General features: G+C 66.7%; 18 protein-coding genes. 2 read left to right on the top strand and 16 right to left on the bottom strand.

Annotated features, from left to right (window positions below; all coding sequences use genetic code 11):
• Window positions 1–53: 53 nt before the first annotated feature.
• The 11 genes from ACFY0K_RS16620 to ACFY0K_RS16570 all read right to left on the bottom strand — a co-directional run bounded on the left by ACFY0K_RS16620 (window position 54) and on the right by ACFY0K_RS16570 (window position 7,799).
• Window positions 54–515 (bottom strand): hypothetical protein, encoded by a 462-nt coding sequence (locus tag ACFY0K_RS16620; RefSeq protein ID WP_390640434.1) that lies wholly within the window; start codon window positions 513–515, stop codon window positions 54–56.
• A 16-nt stretch (window positions 516–531) separates the two neighbouring features.
• Complete coding sequence (locus tag ACFY0K_RS16615) at window positions 532–1,146, bottom strand: XF1762 family protein (RefSeq protein ID WP_390640433.1); 615 nt, start codon at window positions 1,144–1,146, stop codon at window positions 532–534.
• Between the two features lie 55 nt (window positions 1,147–1,201).
• Window positions 1,202–1,705: a hypothetical protein gene (locus tag ACFY0K_RS16610; RefSeq protein ID WP_390640432.1), complete on the bottom strand. Its 504-nt coding sequence runs from the start codon at window positions 1,703–1,705 to the stop codon at window positions 1,202–1,204.
• Window positions 1,706–1,909: 204 nt separating this feature from the next.
• Entirely contained in the window at window positions 1,910–4,033 is a 2,124-nt protein-coding gene (locus ACFY0K_RS16605) for an FtsK/SpoIIIE domain-containing protein (RefSeq protein WP_390640431.1), read from the bottom strand.
• Window positions 4,030–4,368: a hypothetical protein gene (locus ACFY0K_RS16600; protein WP_390640430.1), complete on the bottom strand. Its 339-nt coding sequence runs from the start codon at window positions 4,366–4,368 to the stop codon at window positions 4,030–4,032. The genes ACFY0K_RS16605 and ACFY0K_RS16600 overlap by 4 nt, the downstream gene beginning before the upstream one ends.
• A 2-nt stretch (window positions 4,369–4,370) precedes the next feature.
• On the bottom strand, window positions 4,371–4,688 hold the full coding sequence (locus ACFY0K_RS16595; RefSeq protein WP_390640429.1) for a hypothetical protein: 318 nt from the start codon (window positions 4,686–4,688) through the stop codon (window positions 4,371–4,373).
• Between the two features lies 1 nt (window position 4,689).
• Window positions 4,690–5,037, bottom strand: coding sequence for an RRQRL motif-containing zinc-binding protein (locus ACFY0K_RS16590; RefSeq protein ID WP_390640428.1), 348 nt, complete (start codon window positions 5,035–5,037; stop codon window positions 4,690–4,692).
• Complete coding sequence (locus ACFY0K_RS16585; protein ID WP_390640427.1) at window positions 5,037–5,909, bottom strand: protein spdB; 873 nt, start codon at window positions 5,907–5,909, stop codon at window positions 5,037–5,039. Before ACFY0K_RS16585 ends, ACFY0K_RS16590 begins: the two co-directional genes overlap by 1 nt.
• Complete coding sequence (locus ACFY0K_RS16580; RefSeq protein WP_390640426.1) at window positions 5,906–6,355, bottom strand: Pycsar system effector family protein; 450 nt, start codon at window positions 6,353–6,355, stop codon at window positions 5,906–5,908. Before ACFY0K_RS16580 ends, ACFY0K_RS16585 begins: the two co-directional genes overlap by 4 nt.
• Entirely contained in the window at window positions 6,352–6,621 is a 270-nt protein-coding gene (locus ACFY0K_RS16575; RefSeq protein ID WP_390640425.1) for a DUF6284 family protein, read from the bottom strand. The genes ACFY0K_RS16580 and ACFY0K_RS16575 overlap by 4 nt, the downstream gene beginning before the upstream one ends.
• A gap of 461 nt (window positions 6,622–7,082) precedes the next feature.
• On the bottom strand, window positions 7,083–7,799 hold the full coding sequence (locus tag ACFY0K_RS16570; protein WP_390640424.1) for a GntR family transcriptional regulator: 717 nt from the start codon (window positions 7,797–7,799) through the stop codon (window positions 7,083–7,085).
• 56 nt (window positions 7,800–7,855) lie between these two features.
• Between ACFY0K_RS16570 and ACFY0K_RS16565 the strand changes: the two genes are divergently transcribed.
• The gene (locus tag ACFY0K_RS16565; RefSeq protein WP_390640423.1) at window positions 7,856–8,677 is read left to right on the top strand and encodes a class I SAM-dependent methyltransferase; all 822 of its coding nucleotides are present in this window, start codon (window positions 7,856–7,858) and stop codon (window positions 8,675–8,677) included.
• 233 nt (window positions 8,678–8,910) lie between these two features.
• Here the strand turns inward: ACFY0K_RS16565 and ACFY0K_RS16560 are convergent, their stop codons facing one another.
• A complete protein-coding gene (locus ACFY0K_RS16560) occupies window positions 8,911–9,843 on the bottom strand; it encodes a hypothetical protein (protein ID WP_390640422.1) in 933 nt (310 codons plus the stop codon).
• A gap of 419 nt (window positions 9,844–10,262) precedes the next feature.
• Between ACFY0K_RS16560 and ACFY0K_RS16555 the strand changes: the two genes are divergently transcribed.
• Window positions 10,263–10,673 (top strand): DUF6233 domain-containing protein, encoded by a 411-nt coding sequence (locus ACFY0K_RS16555; RefSeq protein WP_390640421.1) that lies wholly within the window; start codon window positions 10,263–10,265, stop codon window positions 10,671–10,673.
• A gap of 119 nt (window positions 10,674–10,792) precedes the next feature.
• Here ACFY0K_RS16555 and ACFY0K_RS16550 read toward each other — a convergent pair whose 3' ends face one another.
• From ACFY0K_RS16550 to ACFY0K_RS16535, 4 genes are all read right to left on the bottom strand, one after another.
• Complete coding sequence (locus ACFY0K_RS16550) at window positions 10,793–11,266, bottom strand: hypothetical protein (RefSeq protein WP_390640420.1); 474 nt, start codon at window positions 11,264–11,266, stop codon at window positions 10,793–10,795.
• Window positions 11,263–11,859, bottom strand: a complete 597-nt coding sequence (locus ACFY0K_RS16545; protein WP_390640419.1) for a helix-turn-helix domain-containing protein — start codon at window positions 11,857–11,859, stop codon at window positions 11,263–11,265. The genes ACFY0K_RS16550 and ACFY0K_RS16545 overlap by 4 nt, the downstream gene beginning before the upstream one ends.
• Window positions 11,856–12,206, bottom strand: coding sequence for a hypothetical protein (locus ACFY0K_RS16540; RefSeq protein ID WP_390640418.1), 351 nt, complete (start codon window positions 12,204–12,206; stop codon window positions 11,856–11,858). The genes ACFY0K_RS16545 and ACFY0K_RS16540 overlap by 4 nt, the downstream gene beginning before the upstream one ends.
• Window positions 12,207–12,862: 656 nt before the next feature.
• Complete coding sequence (locus ACFY0K_RS16535; protein WP_390640417.1) at window positions 12,863–14,533, bottom strand: HNH endonuclease; 1,671 nt, start codon at window positions 14,531–14,533, stop codon at window positions 12,863–12,865.
• Window positions 14,534–15,320: the final 787 nt, after the last annotated feature.

The following is a 15,320-nucleotide window of genomic DNA, read 5'->3' as shown; positions in this document are numbered from 1 at the left end:
GACAAGGGCGGCCCCGCGACTTTGGCGAGACGAGGGGGCCGCCCTTGGCGTAGCTAGGCGCCGGTGTGGGGTTCCTGCCGTGCCGTCTGCTCGTGCCATGCGGCGTACTGCTCGCGGACGTAGTCGCGGGGGTTGCCGGCCACGTCGGCACGGTCCAGGGCGATCAGAGCGAGGGCGATGTATTCGGCCTGCTCGTCGGGGTGGAAGCGGTCGGTGAGGGCGGCGCGGCGCAGCCACCATTCCCGGTTCCGTTTCCCCTCGTCGGCCCGGCGGATGAGCCAGTTGATTTCGTCGGCTTGGGCGGGGGCGTTGGCGTAGGCGGGGTGGATGCCGGCGCGCTCGTGTTCGGTCAGGTCGGGGTTGGGGCTGAGGTGGTCGGCGGTGGCGTACAGGCGCCGCAAGTTGCCGTCGCGGGTGGGGTACTGGCGGACGGGCCCGAGGTTGAAGGCCTTGGTCAGGGCGGCGGTGACGGGAGCGATGTCGTCGGGGTCGCAGATGATGCGGATCTCGATCACGGGTGTTTGTCTCCTGTCAGCCGTGGCGTTGGCGGCGGCGGTATGCGCGTTGGCGGCACGCCGGTGAGCAGTAGCGCGGGGGCCGTCCTGTAGCAGCTGTCGGGATAGGGTTCTGGCACTCTGAGCAGCGCTTATGGCCGCGCGCGGTGCGGGTTTCGTCACGGGTTTCATCACACGGTTCGGGCAGCGCGGGTGCGGGGTGGGTGGTGATTTCCCATAGGGCGCGGGCGATGTTTTCGGTGCCGAGTGCGCGGCGGGGGCGGTTGGGGGTGTTCCAGCCGGGGCGGGCGGGGAGGTCTGTGACCTTGCGCCAGCCGGCGGCGCGCAGGCTTGCGCCGGTTTCGCCGTCTTGGGTGTAGGTGATGGCGCGGGTGTAGCCGGCGCTGCGGGCGGTGCGCCATGCGGCCGCGTACAGGGCGGAGCAGGCGTTGGGGGTGCCGTCGGTGGCAACGCGGGTGACCTCGATGGTCAGGCCGTTGTCGAAGTGTCGGTTGACGGGTCTGCCCACGATGGCCACCCCGACCAACTGGCCGGCGTCGGTGCGGACTCCGAGGGAGAACTGATGTCCCTGCGGAGGGGCGTGGTGGCGGTGGTGGTCTTCGACGTAGGCGCAGGCGGCTTGCCACTTCATGGGCCGGATGTGCAGCTGTTGAGCGTTGGCCGGAGCAGGCACGGAAGCGCCGCCGTCAGCCGTGGTGCTCGTTGCGGGTCCGGGCGATGAGCCCGTAGGTCTTCGTGGTGGTGTTCTCCTGCCGGACCGGGCCCCGGTAGTGGTGGTGGGTTTCGGTCTGGACGCCCTTGAGGGAGCGCAGGGCGGTTCCGATGGCGGCGAAGACGCCGGCGACGGCGGCGATGGGGAGAGTCACGAACAGGACGGAGGTGAGGGAGACGGCGGCGAATCCCTGGCAGGCGAGCCAGACACCGCACCCGACGCCGACGAATGCGGCACCGACACCAATGCCGGCGACGGCGGTCCCGGCGGCCCACGCGGGCACGATCCGCCGGTCTGGCTGCATGACTGGGGGCGTGTCGCCGTAGGCGGGAAGCGGGCTGTCGTCTCGGTAGGAGGTCGGGGTCTCGGGGGCGGGCTTGTAGGCGTCGGCGATGATCCGGGCGGCTTCGGCGGCGGCGACGTCGTCGCTCATGCGGACGCCCGTGTGGAGCGCTTCGGGGGTGGTCTCGGGGTACATGTGGAATCCCTTCCGGTCACGGTTCAGGGAGGCGAAGACGCCCCCTGCCGGGGGCGCTGTGAGGGGGGTTTCGGGGGGCTGACCTGGGGCGCCTCCCTGCCTCCCTGGCTGATCATTCGTGCAGGTCAGGGGGAGGGAGGCGGGTCAGGGAGGGGTTCAGGGAGTTCTCCCTGCCTCCCTGACCTGCCACGGGTCGGCTCCCTGTCACTCGGAGGCGGAAACGGAATCCGTCTCGTCGCGGTGGGCGAGCGCGCGGGCGAGGCGGTCGGCGGCGATGACCATGCGTCCGTCGGACTTGTACGGCTCAGCGCCGGTGCCGTCCAGGACGCGCTTGAGGTCGATGAAGGACCACTTGCCGTAGGCGTCCGCGTCCAGCACGGCGAGCCGCTTGAGGACGTCCTGAGTGAGCACCCGCGCGTCCGTCCCCAGCACGGAGGCGATGTCCACGAGCGCATCTCGCTGCTCGCCTTGCTCGATGACGCGCAGGGTCGGGACGCCGGAGCGCAGGGCCTTGGCCCGGTCGGCGATGGCGGTTGCTTCGTCGTGGCCGATGAAGTGCGTGCGCACCGTGATGGACGACTGCCCCTTCGGGATGTCGATTCCGCTGGACGCGACGACCAACGTGCCCTGGTCCAGGCCCGGGCGCAGCAGGTTCGGTGCGGCGCCGCCGTCGACGGCCTTGTCCCCGAGTGCCATGCGGGCCTGGGACTCTGTGCCCAGGGCGAGGGCGGCGCGGGTGTGGGCGCCCTCGCGGACCAGTTTGGGAAGGTTCTCGTTCGTTGGGTCCTGGGTGCCTTGCCACATCAGCACGTTGACCGCACGGCCCTGGTTGTGGATCGTACGGACGGCCATGAAGTACCGGCTGGTGGCCTTGGACCCGCCGTAGGGGCGCTTCTGGTCATCGACGGCCGGGCACATGAACGCCACCTGCGCTTCGTCCACGATGCAGATGAGCGGCGGGAACTCCATGTTCGGGTCGGTGAGACGCGCCTGGATCCGGCGGTTCATCTCGTCCACGACGCCTTCGACCATCTCGGTCGCTTCGATGACGTGGTCGTCGGTCGGTCCCTGGATCAGGACCGTGGCCAGGCCGTCCATCATGACCCAGTCACCGCCCTTGAGGTCGGCGAGGCGGAACTCCACCGTCTTGTCCAGCGCGGCCCACAGGGCGAGCGCGCGCAGGCTGGCGGTCTTGCCCTGGTTCGACAGACCGGTGATGAGCAGGTGGCGCTGGTACAGGCTCAGGGCCGCCGCGTCGCCGCGCAGGTCCTGACCCCATGGCGCCTTGCCCTTCTTGTAGTCGGCGGTCATGGTCTCGTCGGTGACCAGCGGCGAGGGGCCGATCGGCTGATCGAGGGCGCCGGAGTCGGCGATCCAGAGGCGGACCGTGCGGGCGGCCTCGGGGATCGTGATGAACACCTCGTGCTCGTGCCGGGTCAGGTTCTCCGCCAGCTTCCGGCGGCGCTGCTGCACTTCGATCGTGGACACCCCGGAGGGCAGGGTGACGTCGACTTCGACGCCGCATCCGGCGATCCGGATCGGTCCGAGCATGGACGCGCCGGCGTCGCCCATGTCCTTGATGGCGTTGCGCAGCGCCGGGACTCCGAGGTCGCGCAGGGCCTTGACCACGATGGAGGGAGTGATGGGCTCTCCCTCGCTCGATCGCTGGTGCTCCGGCATCGACCACGAGGGCGCGGCTTTCTGGTGCGCGCCGACCGACCACAGGGCGAGCAGGGCCAGGAACGGGCCGATCGTGAGCGCGGGCCCCCACACCACGCGGACGATGGTGATCATCAGGTTGATGAACTTGATGACCGCCATGAGCGGGGTGATGACCTCGGTGGCGTCCTTGGTGGCGATCGCCATGCACACCCCGAGGGCGACCAGGACCCCGACGCCGGTGCCGGCGGAGACGGCGGCGCCGCGGGCGGCTTCGAGGGGGGAGTGGAGCAGGTCCATGCGGCGGCGGTGGCGTGCCTCGCGGAAGTGCTGCCCGCGCTCTTCCCACTCGCGGGCTTCGTCCAGGTTCCCCGCGGCTTCCGCGGCCCGCATCATCCGCTCGTACCGGGCGGGAGTGCGGGCCTCCCAGGTGCGGCGGGCGACGATCCGGGTGCCGCCGTAGACGTAGAGGGCGTGCCGGGCCGCGGCGCGGGCGCCGGTCTTCGTGGTCTCGTGGGTGACGGCCGTTCGGATGGCCCGTCCGGAGCGCACCCACAGCGGCAGCCGCGGGGCCGGCGCCGGGTCGGGGACGACCGTGAGCACGGTCGGGGCGTTCGCGCCGGTCGGCGGGTCGGTGGGCTTGTGCAGGCTGATGACGTTCTCGGTCATGACGGCAGGTCTCCAGGGCGGGAGGCGAGAGAGGGAAGGTCGCGGGAGCGCGCGCGGTTCTCGGCACGGCTGAGCTGGGACGGGCGGGTGCGGGGGCCGTCGACCCAGCAGAACGGGCGCAGGGTGTCGGCGGCGGTGAAGACGCGGATCGCGCTGCCGGCCGGGGCGTCGGGCAGCGGGTAGACACGGGCCCGCTCCAGGCTGGCCAGAAGGCGGGCGCCGTGGTGCTCGCACCCGTCCGCGCCCGCGTTGAAGGCGTCCAGCACGGTCACCACGACCGGACCGACACAGCCGGTCGGATCGTCCGGGTGAGCGGCGGGGCAACGAGCGTTCATGCTCACCACCACCCCGACGACTTCTTTGCGGCCTTGTCGCGCGCCTGCTCGGTGAGCAGCCGGCGCCGCTCGATGTACAGGGCGTTCAGCTCAGCGTTCAGCCGGGTCTCGGCAGCGGACCCGATGGAGTCCATCCGGTCCTCGGCACCGCCGGCGCTCCGGCCGCGGTAGACGTTGCGGGCCCCACCGGCCATGGCGCGGGTCATGGCGAGCCGTTCGCGGCTGGTCAGCGGCCACCACTCGCCCCGGCGGACCGCCTCCAGCTTGTTGGTCGTCTTGCGGATCTCACGGTCGATACGGCGGATCTCAGAACTGGCCATGTCAGGCAGTCCCTTCGGACCCATGCGGGTCGGGGTAGGCGCACGGCGAGCAGGTGCCGAGCGACGGGGGGATGACGTATCCGGCGTCACGCCGGCAGGAGGGGCAGGTGCGGCGGGCGGCATTGGCCTTGGCGAGCGCCGCCCACCGCGCCGGCGTCATGGGCCGGACCGGTTTGGCCAGGTCGACGCGGTACAGGTAGGCGACCAGCGGGGGCCGCCGGCGGCGGGGGCGTTCGAGTTGCGCGGCCACCTGCTGACCGCCGGGGCGCAGGTTGCGGGCCCTCAGTTGGCGGCGGGTGGCGTAGCCGTCCGGCGCCAGGTGCCACCGGTAGACCGGCAGCGCGGCCATCAGATGACGCGCTTCCAGGCGGCCCTGAGGCGGACTTCGGAGGCGGAGTGGCCGGCGGTGCGGAAGCGGGTGGCCATCTCCCGGTATGACAACGGCGGTTGCTCGCTGGTCCGGATCTCATCTACCAGCGTGTCCAGCGCCGCGTCACTGAGCGCCGGGACCGGCTCCAGCGCCGCAACCGGCTCGATGGGGCCCCACACCGGGAGCTCCCACGAGGGTGTGACGTCGGGTGTGACGCGGGCCGTCACGCTGGTCAGGGCCCGTCCAGTGCTCTCGCCCTTACGGGCCGTCTCCAGCGTCGACCACGCCCCGGCCAGGGTCTCAGCGGTCTTGGCCTGGACCCGTGCGACGCGGGCACCGGCCTCGGTCACGGCCGTCAGCCGCGTCTCCTCCGTGGACGCTTCCGCCCGCAGGCGGGCGCGGGCAACGGCCGCGTCGTCCCGGGCTTCCTGCTGAATGCCCCGGATCATGTCCAGCGCGGCCGGGGTGAGCGCGGTCCGCTCCCATAGTCCGTGGACCAGCCACAGGGCCTTGGCGGCGAGCGGGAGCCACGCCACCGCCAGCCACGCCCCCATCGACGTCTCGGCAGTCACCGCGTGAGTGATCAGGACGCCGGAGGCGACCGCGCCGAAGGACCAGCCGACGGCGGTCACGGCGTTGCTGTGGTCGCCCTGCGCGGCCAGGCGGCGTTCGTAGGCGAGGGTGGCGAGCCATCCGCCGTCGATGCCCAGTCCGACGACCAGGGCGACGTACCAGGGCACGGCCGTACCGAGCCACATCATGACCACGGCCAGGGTGAGCACCATGGACACGGCTGTCATCGCGACCGCCGGAAGCACGGTCAGCAGGCGCTTTGCGTTGAGGTGCCTCATGCCGCACCCCCGAGCGTAAGCGCCACGGCGAGTACGAGCAGGGCGCCCCCGGCGCGGGTGAGGTCGACCGCGCGGCGCAGGCACGTGAACTTGACGACCGCGAGGCGGGACAGGCCCGCGATGTCCGCGGCGAGATCCCTTGACAGACTCTCGGTGACCTGCTCGGGGGTCAGGGTCGCCCACAACGGGAAGCCGTGGCCGCCGTTCAGGTTCGGGCGTACCGCCGTCAGCAGCAGGCTTGCCGCACCGACCAGCAGCGCCATGCCCAGCACGCCGACGACGACGGCCGGCGGGTTGAGGGGGAGGGAGGTGCCGATGGTCCAGGCGGCGGCCAGGACTGCGCCGACGAACGCGAGCAGGAGCGCGGTCTTGCTGTCGGTGCGGGCGATCTCCGCCCGCACGTCGGCGTGTGCGTCGGTGAGGCTCTGTCCTGTCGGGGTGCTCATGCGGCACCGCCGGGCAGGGTCTCGCTGGTCGTGCGGTTGAGCAGGGCGACCCGAGCGGCGAGCGCGCGGCGGCGGGCCCGGCGGATCCGGCGGACGTCCAGCTCGGTCGGGGTGCGGTCCAAGGCCGTGATGTGCGCGTCCAACAGGTCGACGTCCGCCAGGACCACGGGCATCTCGCGCTCGATCGCGTCCAGTTCCGCGTCCGTCGGCTCGATCCAGTCGGCGAACGCGGTAACAGCGTCTTGAACAGTGACGATGTGCTCCATTGGGTCGTGTTCCTCTCGGATAGGAACGGCCTGAACAGCGGCCCCGGTGTTCCAGCACCGGGGCCGCGCGCCGTGAAGTCGGTAGATCCGGCTCCCCTCAGCGCCGCACGTACGAGACGCGCAGCGGAGGCAACCGGCGCGGCACTCGCCGCGAGTTGGAAGCGCAGACAGTCGCTGCGCGGTCCGCCTTTTCGACTCGGGGAGGCGGGGCCCACCTATGCAGTTCTCAAGCAACTTCCAGCGCGGGGCCCCTCGTTGTGCCAGGCCATCCCGAACCAGAACCGCTCCACCTTGAGGCGGTGCGGCGCTGCATCCATAGACTGGACCGGTGGACCGGTCCAGTCAACCGTTGAATCTGGAGTTGTCGAGCGGGGCGACTCGTTTTCGCAGGTCAGCGCATGTTACGAGGCGTCAAAAAAGCTGGACCGGCGGACCGGTCCAGCTTCGCTTGAGGTGGTTTTCTACATCGGGTAGGTGTCCACCTGCTCAAAGAGCGAGGCAGGTGTGACACCCTCTTCGCATACCAACGGGCGCCCATCCTGGTCGTGCGCGGTGTGCAGGAGAACTGCGACCGCGCTGCCCTCTTCGACTCCCAACCGTTCTGCCTCCACTTCTGTAGCCAGGCGCACGGTGGTGACGTCTACTCCCTCGACTGGAAAGCGTCCGGTCTGCCGACGGACGTAGCGTGTCGTGCCCTCGGCGATGGGAGCGGTGTCTGAGAGCCGGGGGGCCGCCTCTGCGATCTCGGGCGGGAACCATGCTTCCACGCAGCTATTGGGACTCCCGTCGGGGAGCTGGAGGACGCGGACGCGCCGGAGTGCCGGGACGCCGGGTGCCAGGCCAAGCGCGTTGGCGACGCGCAAGGGAGGTTCGGCCCAGTCGGGCGCCCCGATCCGCAAGAACGGCATCCCGCCCAAGATGCGCGCGGACCCGGCCCGTCGGGCGCCGGCGGGGCGAGCTACGGGCGTCTCCGTGACGACGAAGCCGGTCCCCTGCTTGGCCACCACTACGCCGTCGTTGCGGAGTACGTCGACTGCCTTGATGGCGGTGGCACGCGACACGTCCCACTGCTCGGCCAGGTCTCGGCCGGACGGGATAGTCTCGCCGGGGCCGAATTCACCTGCGGCGATGCGGGTCCGAAGTGACTCGGCGATCTCCTCGTACTTCAGAACAGCCATAGCTTCCTCTACCTCGCACGCTGGACTGGTCCACCGGTACACACGATACTTCCGGCATGTCGAATCTCGAATTGGCTCCCTCTGTGATGCGGTTCTACGGCGAGACAGTGAACGAGGACATCCGTCTGCGCAGCTCGGCAGACGGGCGGATGGAACTGGTCAGGACTCAAGAACTTCTCCGGCGGTTTCTGCCCCTTGCTCCGGCCCGCGTGCTCGACGTAGGCGGGGGGACCGGTATTCATGCCGAATGGCTGGTCAAGGATGGTTACGACGTGACGCTGGTGGACCCGGTCCCTCGGCATGTCGAGCAGGCGTCAGCCGTGTGCTCTGCGGTGGTGGGAGACGCCCGAGATCTGCGCGAGCCCGATGACAGTTTCGACGTCGTGCAGCTCCTCGGGCCGCTGTACCACCTGCCAGACCTCCAGGACCGGCGTACCGCTCTGGCGGAGGCTCGCCGCGTTGTGAAGCCCGGCGGACTGGTCGCAGCAGCAGCCATCAACCGTTACGCCTCGCTCTTTGAACACGTGACCTACGCCCACCTGCACAAGGAACGAATCCGTGACTCCGTTTCCAAGATTCTTGAGACTGCCGTCTACGACGGTGCGCGCGGATTCACCCTGTCCTACTTCCACAGGGCCGAGGAATTGGTCACAGAGCTGGAGGCGTCCGGGCTGACTGACGTGCAGGTTTTCGGGATCGAGGGGCCCGCGTGGTCGCTCGTGAAGGCAGCCGAGCAGCAGCCGGGGGAGGGGCCCACAGATGAGTTGATCGCGTCGGCCATGGAGGCGGCCCGCATGGCTGAGCCGTACCCGGAGTTGCTCGCCGCCAGTTCGCATCTACTGGCCGTGGGAAGGGCTCCCACTGACATCAACGGCTGAATGAGCCCTTTGATCCCCCATGCGTCCCCCCAGGGCGGGGCGCTGAGAGAGCGAACCCGCAGCTCAAAGCCCGCGTAACCGTCCCGCTACGGACCTGACGTTTCCGTCTCATTCACCCCCGTCCGGGGAGGGCGTCAAGGTGTTGCCTGTCAGCTCATGTCCTGTGTCATCGAAGATTGAGCGTTGTCACCGATGGTTGAGTGATGCGCTCGTCCGTCTCGCCAGCCTGACGGTCACGGCCGCCAGAGTTCGAGGAAGCTGAGTCCCCGCGTCAGGTTCTTTCTGTACAGCAACGCGACACCCAGGACAGCCACGCTGAAGATCAAGATGACCGTCACCGGATCGGACAGCGCGAGGAACCCAGTGGCGGCGGCCCCGATTGCGATGACGACGGCAAGGCCCGCGAGGCGCAGCGCTTCCCAGTCCCGTCCGGCCTGGTAGTCACGCAGTGAATCTTCGTCCAGGAGCGCACCGAGACGTCCATCGGCGTACTGATCGGCGATCCGACTCAGATGGTCGACCAACAGGGGAAGAGCCTGATCCCCCTTCACGTCGATCTGCTTCTCCGCGTCATTCAGACACTGCACGACCCGCCGTACGTGTGCACGCGCCTCCTTCCGTCGGTCACTGCGAAGAGGAAGGGTCCCCCGGTTCCGGTGGGCACGCCTCAACGCCCTTCTGACGCCGCCCATAGAAAGGGCGAGTTGTCGCAGACCATCAGTCCGTTCTGGCCCCATGGTCTTGAACACGGCTCCACAGCAACTGACCGCGTCTAGAGCCGCCGCGGCCAGTCTGAAAGTGCGTAACTCCACCCGGAAGATGATGACGAACATACGGGCCACGATCAGCCAGCCCAGTAGCGCAGCCACCAGAGCCGCCAGCACCATCATGGCCGCGACGCCGATCTGGATGGGCACGAAGAAGGTCGGAGCGTTTGCTATTCCGGTGGTGAAGCGTTCCGTGAGCCTCTCCAAGCGTCCAGGTACCACGGGCACCGCAGCGCGGACTGCGTTGATCAAAGCCACGAAGCACACCATGATCACATACAGCGCTCCCAGCCGCTTATACGGGCTCGGGACCTCCCGCTCCCGGAAGTACACGCGGACTGCCGCCCGTAGCCCAGCGGTCATTGGCCGGAGGACCCCGAGCTCCTCATGCACTGCCATGATCCCGGCAGTGTTCTCGCGAACGTGCAGCGCAGCGCTCCGTGCTCGCTCAAGCGCGGGACGCTTCCAACGAGCCAGCAACCGTGCTCGTACCGTGCTGACCCACTCCCGGCCTCGCGGCACCATGCCCTGCGGCCCCGGAGCCGCCTGCGTGTCATCCACCGTTGTCACGCCGTCAATCGTGAGACCTCAGGCAGAGAGACGGACAGGAAAGCGGAAATCCCCCAGAGATTGCACCGGCGCCGCCGCGCAGCCAAGGCACCCGACCCAGCGTCCAAACTGACCTGCCGCGCACTGACCAGGGCGATCAATCTCCGATGGCACAAGCTCGCATCCGTCAACATTCGGTGACAACACGACACAGCACAGCTCAGTCCGGCGGGGTGCTGACGCAGGACTCTCGCTCTAGAATCGAACGTGTGAGCGAGATTCTGCCTCCGGACCCCGTGCGACTGCGCGTGATCCTCGCGCACCTCGACAAGCAGGTGGCCGATCATGAGACCGTCGGTACCTACCTGCGTCTCCAGCGCGACGCCGTCCAGGCGGCGATCGCCGAGGCTGAGACACGGCGGAAGCCTCACGCAGTGCAGCCCCAGCAAGGTCCGAGGCGGATGAAGCTGAAGCCCGGGACGTACATGCTGGAGCCCAAGATCCAGCCTGACCATCCGAGGCCGGCGTACGTCCACATCGGTGGCTGCACCGCCATCGAACGGCCAGCGTCTGAGTGCACACTCCGGCAGGCGGAACTGGCGCTCAGCCAGCGCGCGGTCGGTGCCAAGGCATGTCCGGCCTGTCGACCGGACATGGCACTGGGCATCAACGTTGCCTAGAAGGCTACGGACCACACCTCATACAGGTGGACGGCGCCGGGACAGCCTGGCGTCAATGGGTAATGGTTTTCCAGGCGCGCGGACGGGACAGAGCCGACCGCATCCAGGCCGCTCGAGGATTATGGCGTGCTTTTTTGCTGGGTGGAGCCTGTTGCAATGATGGAGAATCCCTGCTCTTTATTGGGTTGCTTCAATAGACCCAAGGTGAAATTCACAAGACCGATCCGCGCTGCGAGGTCATGGACGTGCTGGCGAAGGTAGGGGTAAGCAGTCATAATCGCAACATTAGTGCCGAATGCGTGATACACCGGTTCGCTTGCCTCGGCGCCCTCGAAGGTAAAGCTAGTAAGTAGCACTACCGACAGGTCGGCCACGGGATCTTCGGAGACATCATAGGCCTTGCAGGTCATTGTAAAGCGATAGTCGACCGCGCCAGGTCGAAATGAAAGTGCGGTATCCAGCGAAACAGCAGCTCGCTCAGGTGCGGCTCCGGAATGCCGGACGGCATGACATTCTTGGGCGACTATCCCGCGCAGGTCAACGCGTGCAACAAAATCGCTAAGCTGTGCAAGGCTACCTTGCTGCTCAGTCACGAAGTAGCCTCACTTCGGATCGGGTGAAATTCTTGGTCCATTGAAATGGACGGAAGTGCTACCTCTTCCGTAGCCCCTCGGAAATCCCAAAGTGACCCTCCGGAGGAATGCGCATGATTCATGCGCATCTCTACCAGTGTGGTGGTCAGATGGTCCGGGACGAAATGCAGTTTCAGGGCTGTTGTTGCAAGGTGAAAATATGCTTCCTGTGAGGTAGCCTCATGCTGCACTTCGCTGGTGAGCTCAGCGGATTCTGGCTCGACCCAGTCTTGTTTGATGGCTGGAATCATTTCCCTGCCCTCAAGGATCGCGTTGCGCGGTTCGCCGGCCTCGACCACTCGTACATCCAGCTCGTAGCCCATAGCCCCGAGATATTGGGCCAGAGTGTTAACACGTAGATTTCCGTCCCCACGGAAAACTTGGCTGACGGCCGACTTTCGCACGTGAAGGCGTTCGGCTAGCTGCGATTGCGTCAGACCGCTAGCCGTAAGGGCGCGATGGAGGATTCGCAGAACTTCTCGGCGGAGCCTTGTCGCTGCCAGCAACTGGGCGCCGTCTTCGCTGCTCGCAAACCGATCGTAGAGAGACTTCATGATTTGGCGTCCTCCTCTCGCACCCACCGGGCCCTACGGATCTCGCCCATAGGAGCCCATCTGGTTCTCTTGATGAAGCCGTGAGTGAGACGTACTGCACCCACCTTAGTTCCAGGAACGTCAAAGAACGGAAGTCGAACATCGCCCGGCTTCAATTCTCGGATCCCATCCTCAAGATCGTTGATCTCTCGCGGGAACATCAATTCCCGACGATGGGCGAAATCTTCCAGAACCATCAAGATTACCGCTAGTCGCGCACGATCCTTTTTCCCCTTTGATTCCTCCAGCTTGCGAAGAAATTCGTCGCACAGGTAAACGCCGTCGGTTATACGGGCAGCTTCGACCATTTGCCGGCGTCCGCGCTCGTAATATATGCGCCTACAGTCCGAACACTCCTGACGATTCAGTCCAGTTATGACTGTACCCCCCACCCCAAGAGCCATCAAGACGGGCGGGTGATCGTTACCCAACCGGCCCATGGGCTTAAGCCGATCAAGGATGAGCGTTCGTCACCCTCCGTCATTCCATACCCTCGTGCAAGCGAAGCCACGCGAAGTGACCAGGCCGCCACGGTAGCGGGCAACCTTGGCTGGGTGAAGGCAACGGGAGAACATGACACCTTGGTGTTAACTGGGTGGGTGAGATGAAACTTCCCTACTCACTACGTACTAGGTCGGCGAAGTGCTCAGCGCCGGAGCCGCCGTGACTCCTCCGGTACAAGGCCGTGGGTATGCGCTCGACTGAGCGGCACCACCCAGACCTGACGCCGGCTGCGCTCGTCTCCGGCGTCGGGTCCCCCACAATCCGATGGCGTCCAGCGTGATCCGTGACGTTCTTGCAGGCCATCTGAGCTGGATCGACTCTGCTGTCGCAAGCACGTACGTACGCTTTTGGATCGAGATCGGACAGCTTGTAGTGCGTAGGTCGGCCGGAAGAGGGAGTCCTGTCTCGGATGACGCACGGCGCTCGCCCTTCTGGCCAAGGGGGAGCACCGTAGGAGGGTCTAGCCGAGCGCCTCTTCGTGCAGGCGGCGAGCGGTGTCTGCGAGGAGACGACGAAGCTTCTTCCTGTTGACGCCGTATGTCTTGAGGGCGTGACAGTTGGGACACAGGGCGATCATGTTCCATGGGAGGTCTGGCCCGCCTTGGGCCAAGTCGTGGACATGATCGACCTGCAAGATGGGCTTCCCCGCGGTGGTGAGCTCCTTGGGGTGGCCGGCACATTGGGGGCTTTCGCAGTTGCCCTTGCTACGCCGCACGACTGCCGCTCTCGCGCTTGGGTCACGTACGAAACGATCGGCCTGCGTGGGCTTCTTCAATTGCCCACGCCGCTCGGCGTTGGCTTCGGCGTTCCGGGCCAGACGCTCGTAGGCGTCCTTGTCGCTCTCGGAGTCGTCTCGTACGTCTGGGTCTACGTCGCTTGGGCGGTAGGAGTCCGTGTCGTCGTGCAGGGCGCCTCTATCGCCGTCCAGCGCGTCCAGCACTTCCTGAGGCCAGGTCTCACGCTCTGGCGAAGGCACCGGTGCGAGTACCCACAAGAACTCGCGGCGCCATTGGCCATCTTCCCCCACACCCCAGCGCATCCGGCGTTGCGTGATGACGGCCCAGGCTTCAAAGCTGAACTGCTTCTGGAACGGCTTGTGCCAGTAGCGCAGGGGACGCTGCGCGGCCTGGTACTCCGCCATCATCTCGTTGCCGTCGGTGAGGGTCTGGTCGCCCGAAAGTCCGTCGCCAACATAGGCGATCCAGTCCGTGTCTGGGATACGACCGTCTGCGTAGGGGCCCTTGTCGTCTGAGAAGGCGCTCAGGATGCCGTCAGCGAGACAGCCGATGCCCGCCATCTTTTGACCACCGTAGGTGCGCCAGATGGCGTCTCGGTCTTTGAAGCTCTCACCGATCTGGGGGCGTAGGGCATCTGCCCACCTGCCGGCAAGCAGGTCGTGTAGGCCGAAGTCCTCCAACAAACCGCCGGGGAGGGGGTAGAAGTACCGCAGGATCAGTCCGGCGGCAGCTCCGGCTGCGACCTCGGGGTGCGACTGCACCAGTGCGTAGTCGTCCTCGCGGAGGCCACCTGATGGATCGACCTGGTTCAAAGATTCCAGGGTGGGGCGACGCCCGCGACTGGTGAGGCTGAGGCTTTGAGTCGGTTCCACGGTCCACAAGTCGTCGCGCATAAGGGCCCAGAATGGATATCGAGCGCCGTCCATGCCGTCCTCGACTTGGCCGTACTTCTCCAACAGCGGGGCCACAGCGTCGCGTGTGGCCGACCATGACTGCATCCGCGGTGCTCCGGCAGCGGCTTGCCCGATCGCCCACAGCAAGAGCACGGGCCGATGCAACGACGTGCCGGCTACACGACGGGGCGGCCGGACGTCGCCAACACGTCGCTGGAAGGTCTTCGGCTGCTCTATGACGGTGAAGCCCTCCCGCCGCAACCAGGACACCGCGTGCTTGAGACCGCCACTGAGCTCCGACGGCTTGAGGGCATGCCCGAAGTCATACAGGTGCGCTACACCGGCTATGGCCTTGGAGTCGTACTGCCGTCCCTCATGAACGAGAAGGTAGGAGGCTGCGGCCCGGAAGTGGTAGGTGTCGCGGAACGCCTCCTGTCCAAGCCGGTCGCACTCTGCAATCGCGTGCAGGATCCCTGCACGCGTGATCTCGGAAGCTGCCATGAGTGACACCGTAAAACAACGCACTGACAGTGGGGGCGGCTCCGCCATATGCCGCTGGCCTGACCGAGAGTCCTAGTTGGCGTTCGTCGTTCGCCAACATTCGCCACCCCAAAACCACCAGTCGCGCTACTGCGGTGCCGGCTAACTTGCGGAGGGTCCGCCACATCTCTCCCTGGACGCCCACCTCTACCGGGTGGGCCCCAACGCTGTTGGGAGCACTGAGAGATGGGAGATCGGACCAGATGGAGCGATCGACACGGCGGAGCCGGAGTCGCAGGCGAAGCCCGTTACCGGAATGGGTTGAGTTTGCGGCCGTAGTCCTGACTGCGGTCACTGCCATCGCGGGGTGCGTCCAGCACTTTGTGTGATGCGCCAGAGGAAGTCCGGACGGTTGGTTGGGCGGTAAGCGAGCCCGGCCGCTACCTAGCCGGCCGGACCCGCCTTTGACCCCGCATGCGAGCCTGGCTCCGGGGTGCTGCCCGGGGCCAGGCCTCATGCGGCGTGGTGGAGCCTCGGGCTCCACCACGAGGAAACCTCAAGTCACTTGGAGCATCAAGCTTCGGAACGAATTTCATGATCCAAAATCATGGCGGAGTCCATGGTGAAGCATGGCGTTTAGGGGTGGCGCGAGGCTGATCCAATGTAGATCATTTAGAAGCCCCTGGTGAGCGTCTTGTGGGGGGTGGCGAAGACTGGCGAATCGGTCGAAGCGCCTGTCCTTTGGTCAACCTCTGGCCAGAAGTCAGCGGAGGAGCATGCCCCTACGACTACTTGCAGGTCAGTTGCG

Source organism: Streptomyces sp. NPDC001507 (assembly GCF_042894765.1).
GTDB lineage: Bacteria > Actinomycetota > Actinomycetes > Streptomycetales > Streptomycetaceae > Streptomyces.
This window is presented reverse-complemented; position numbering and strand designations above follow the sequence as displayed.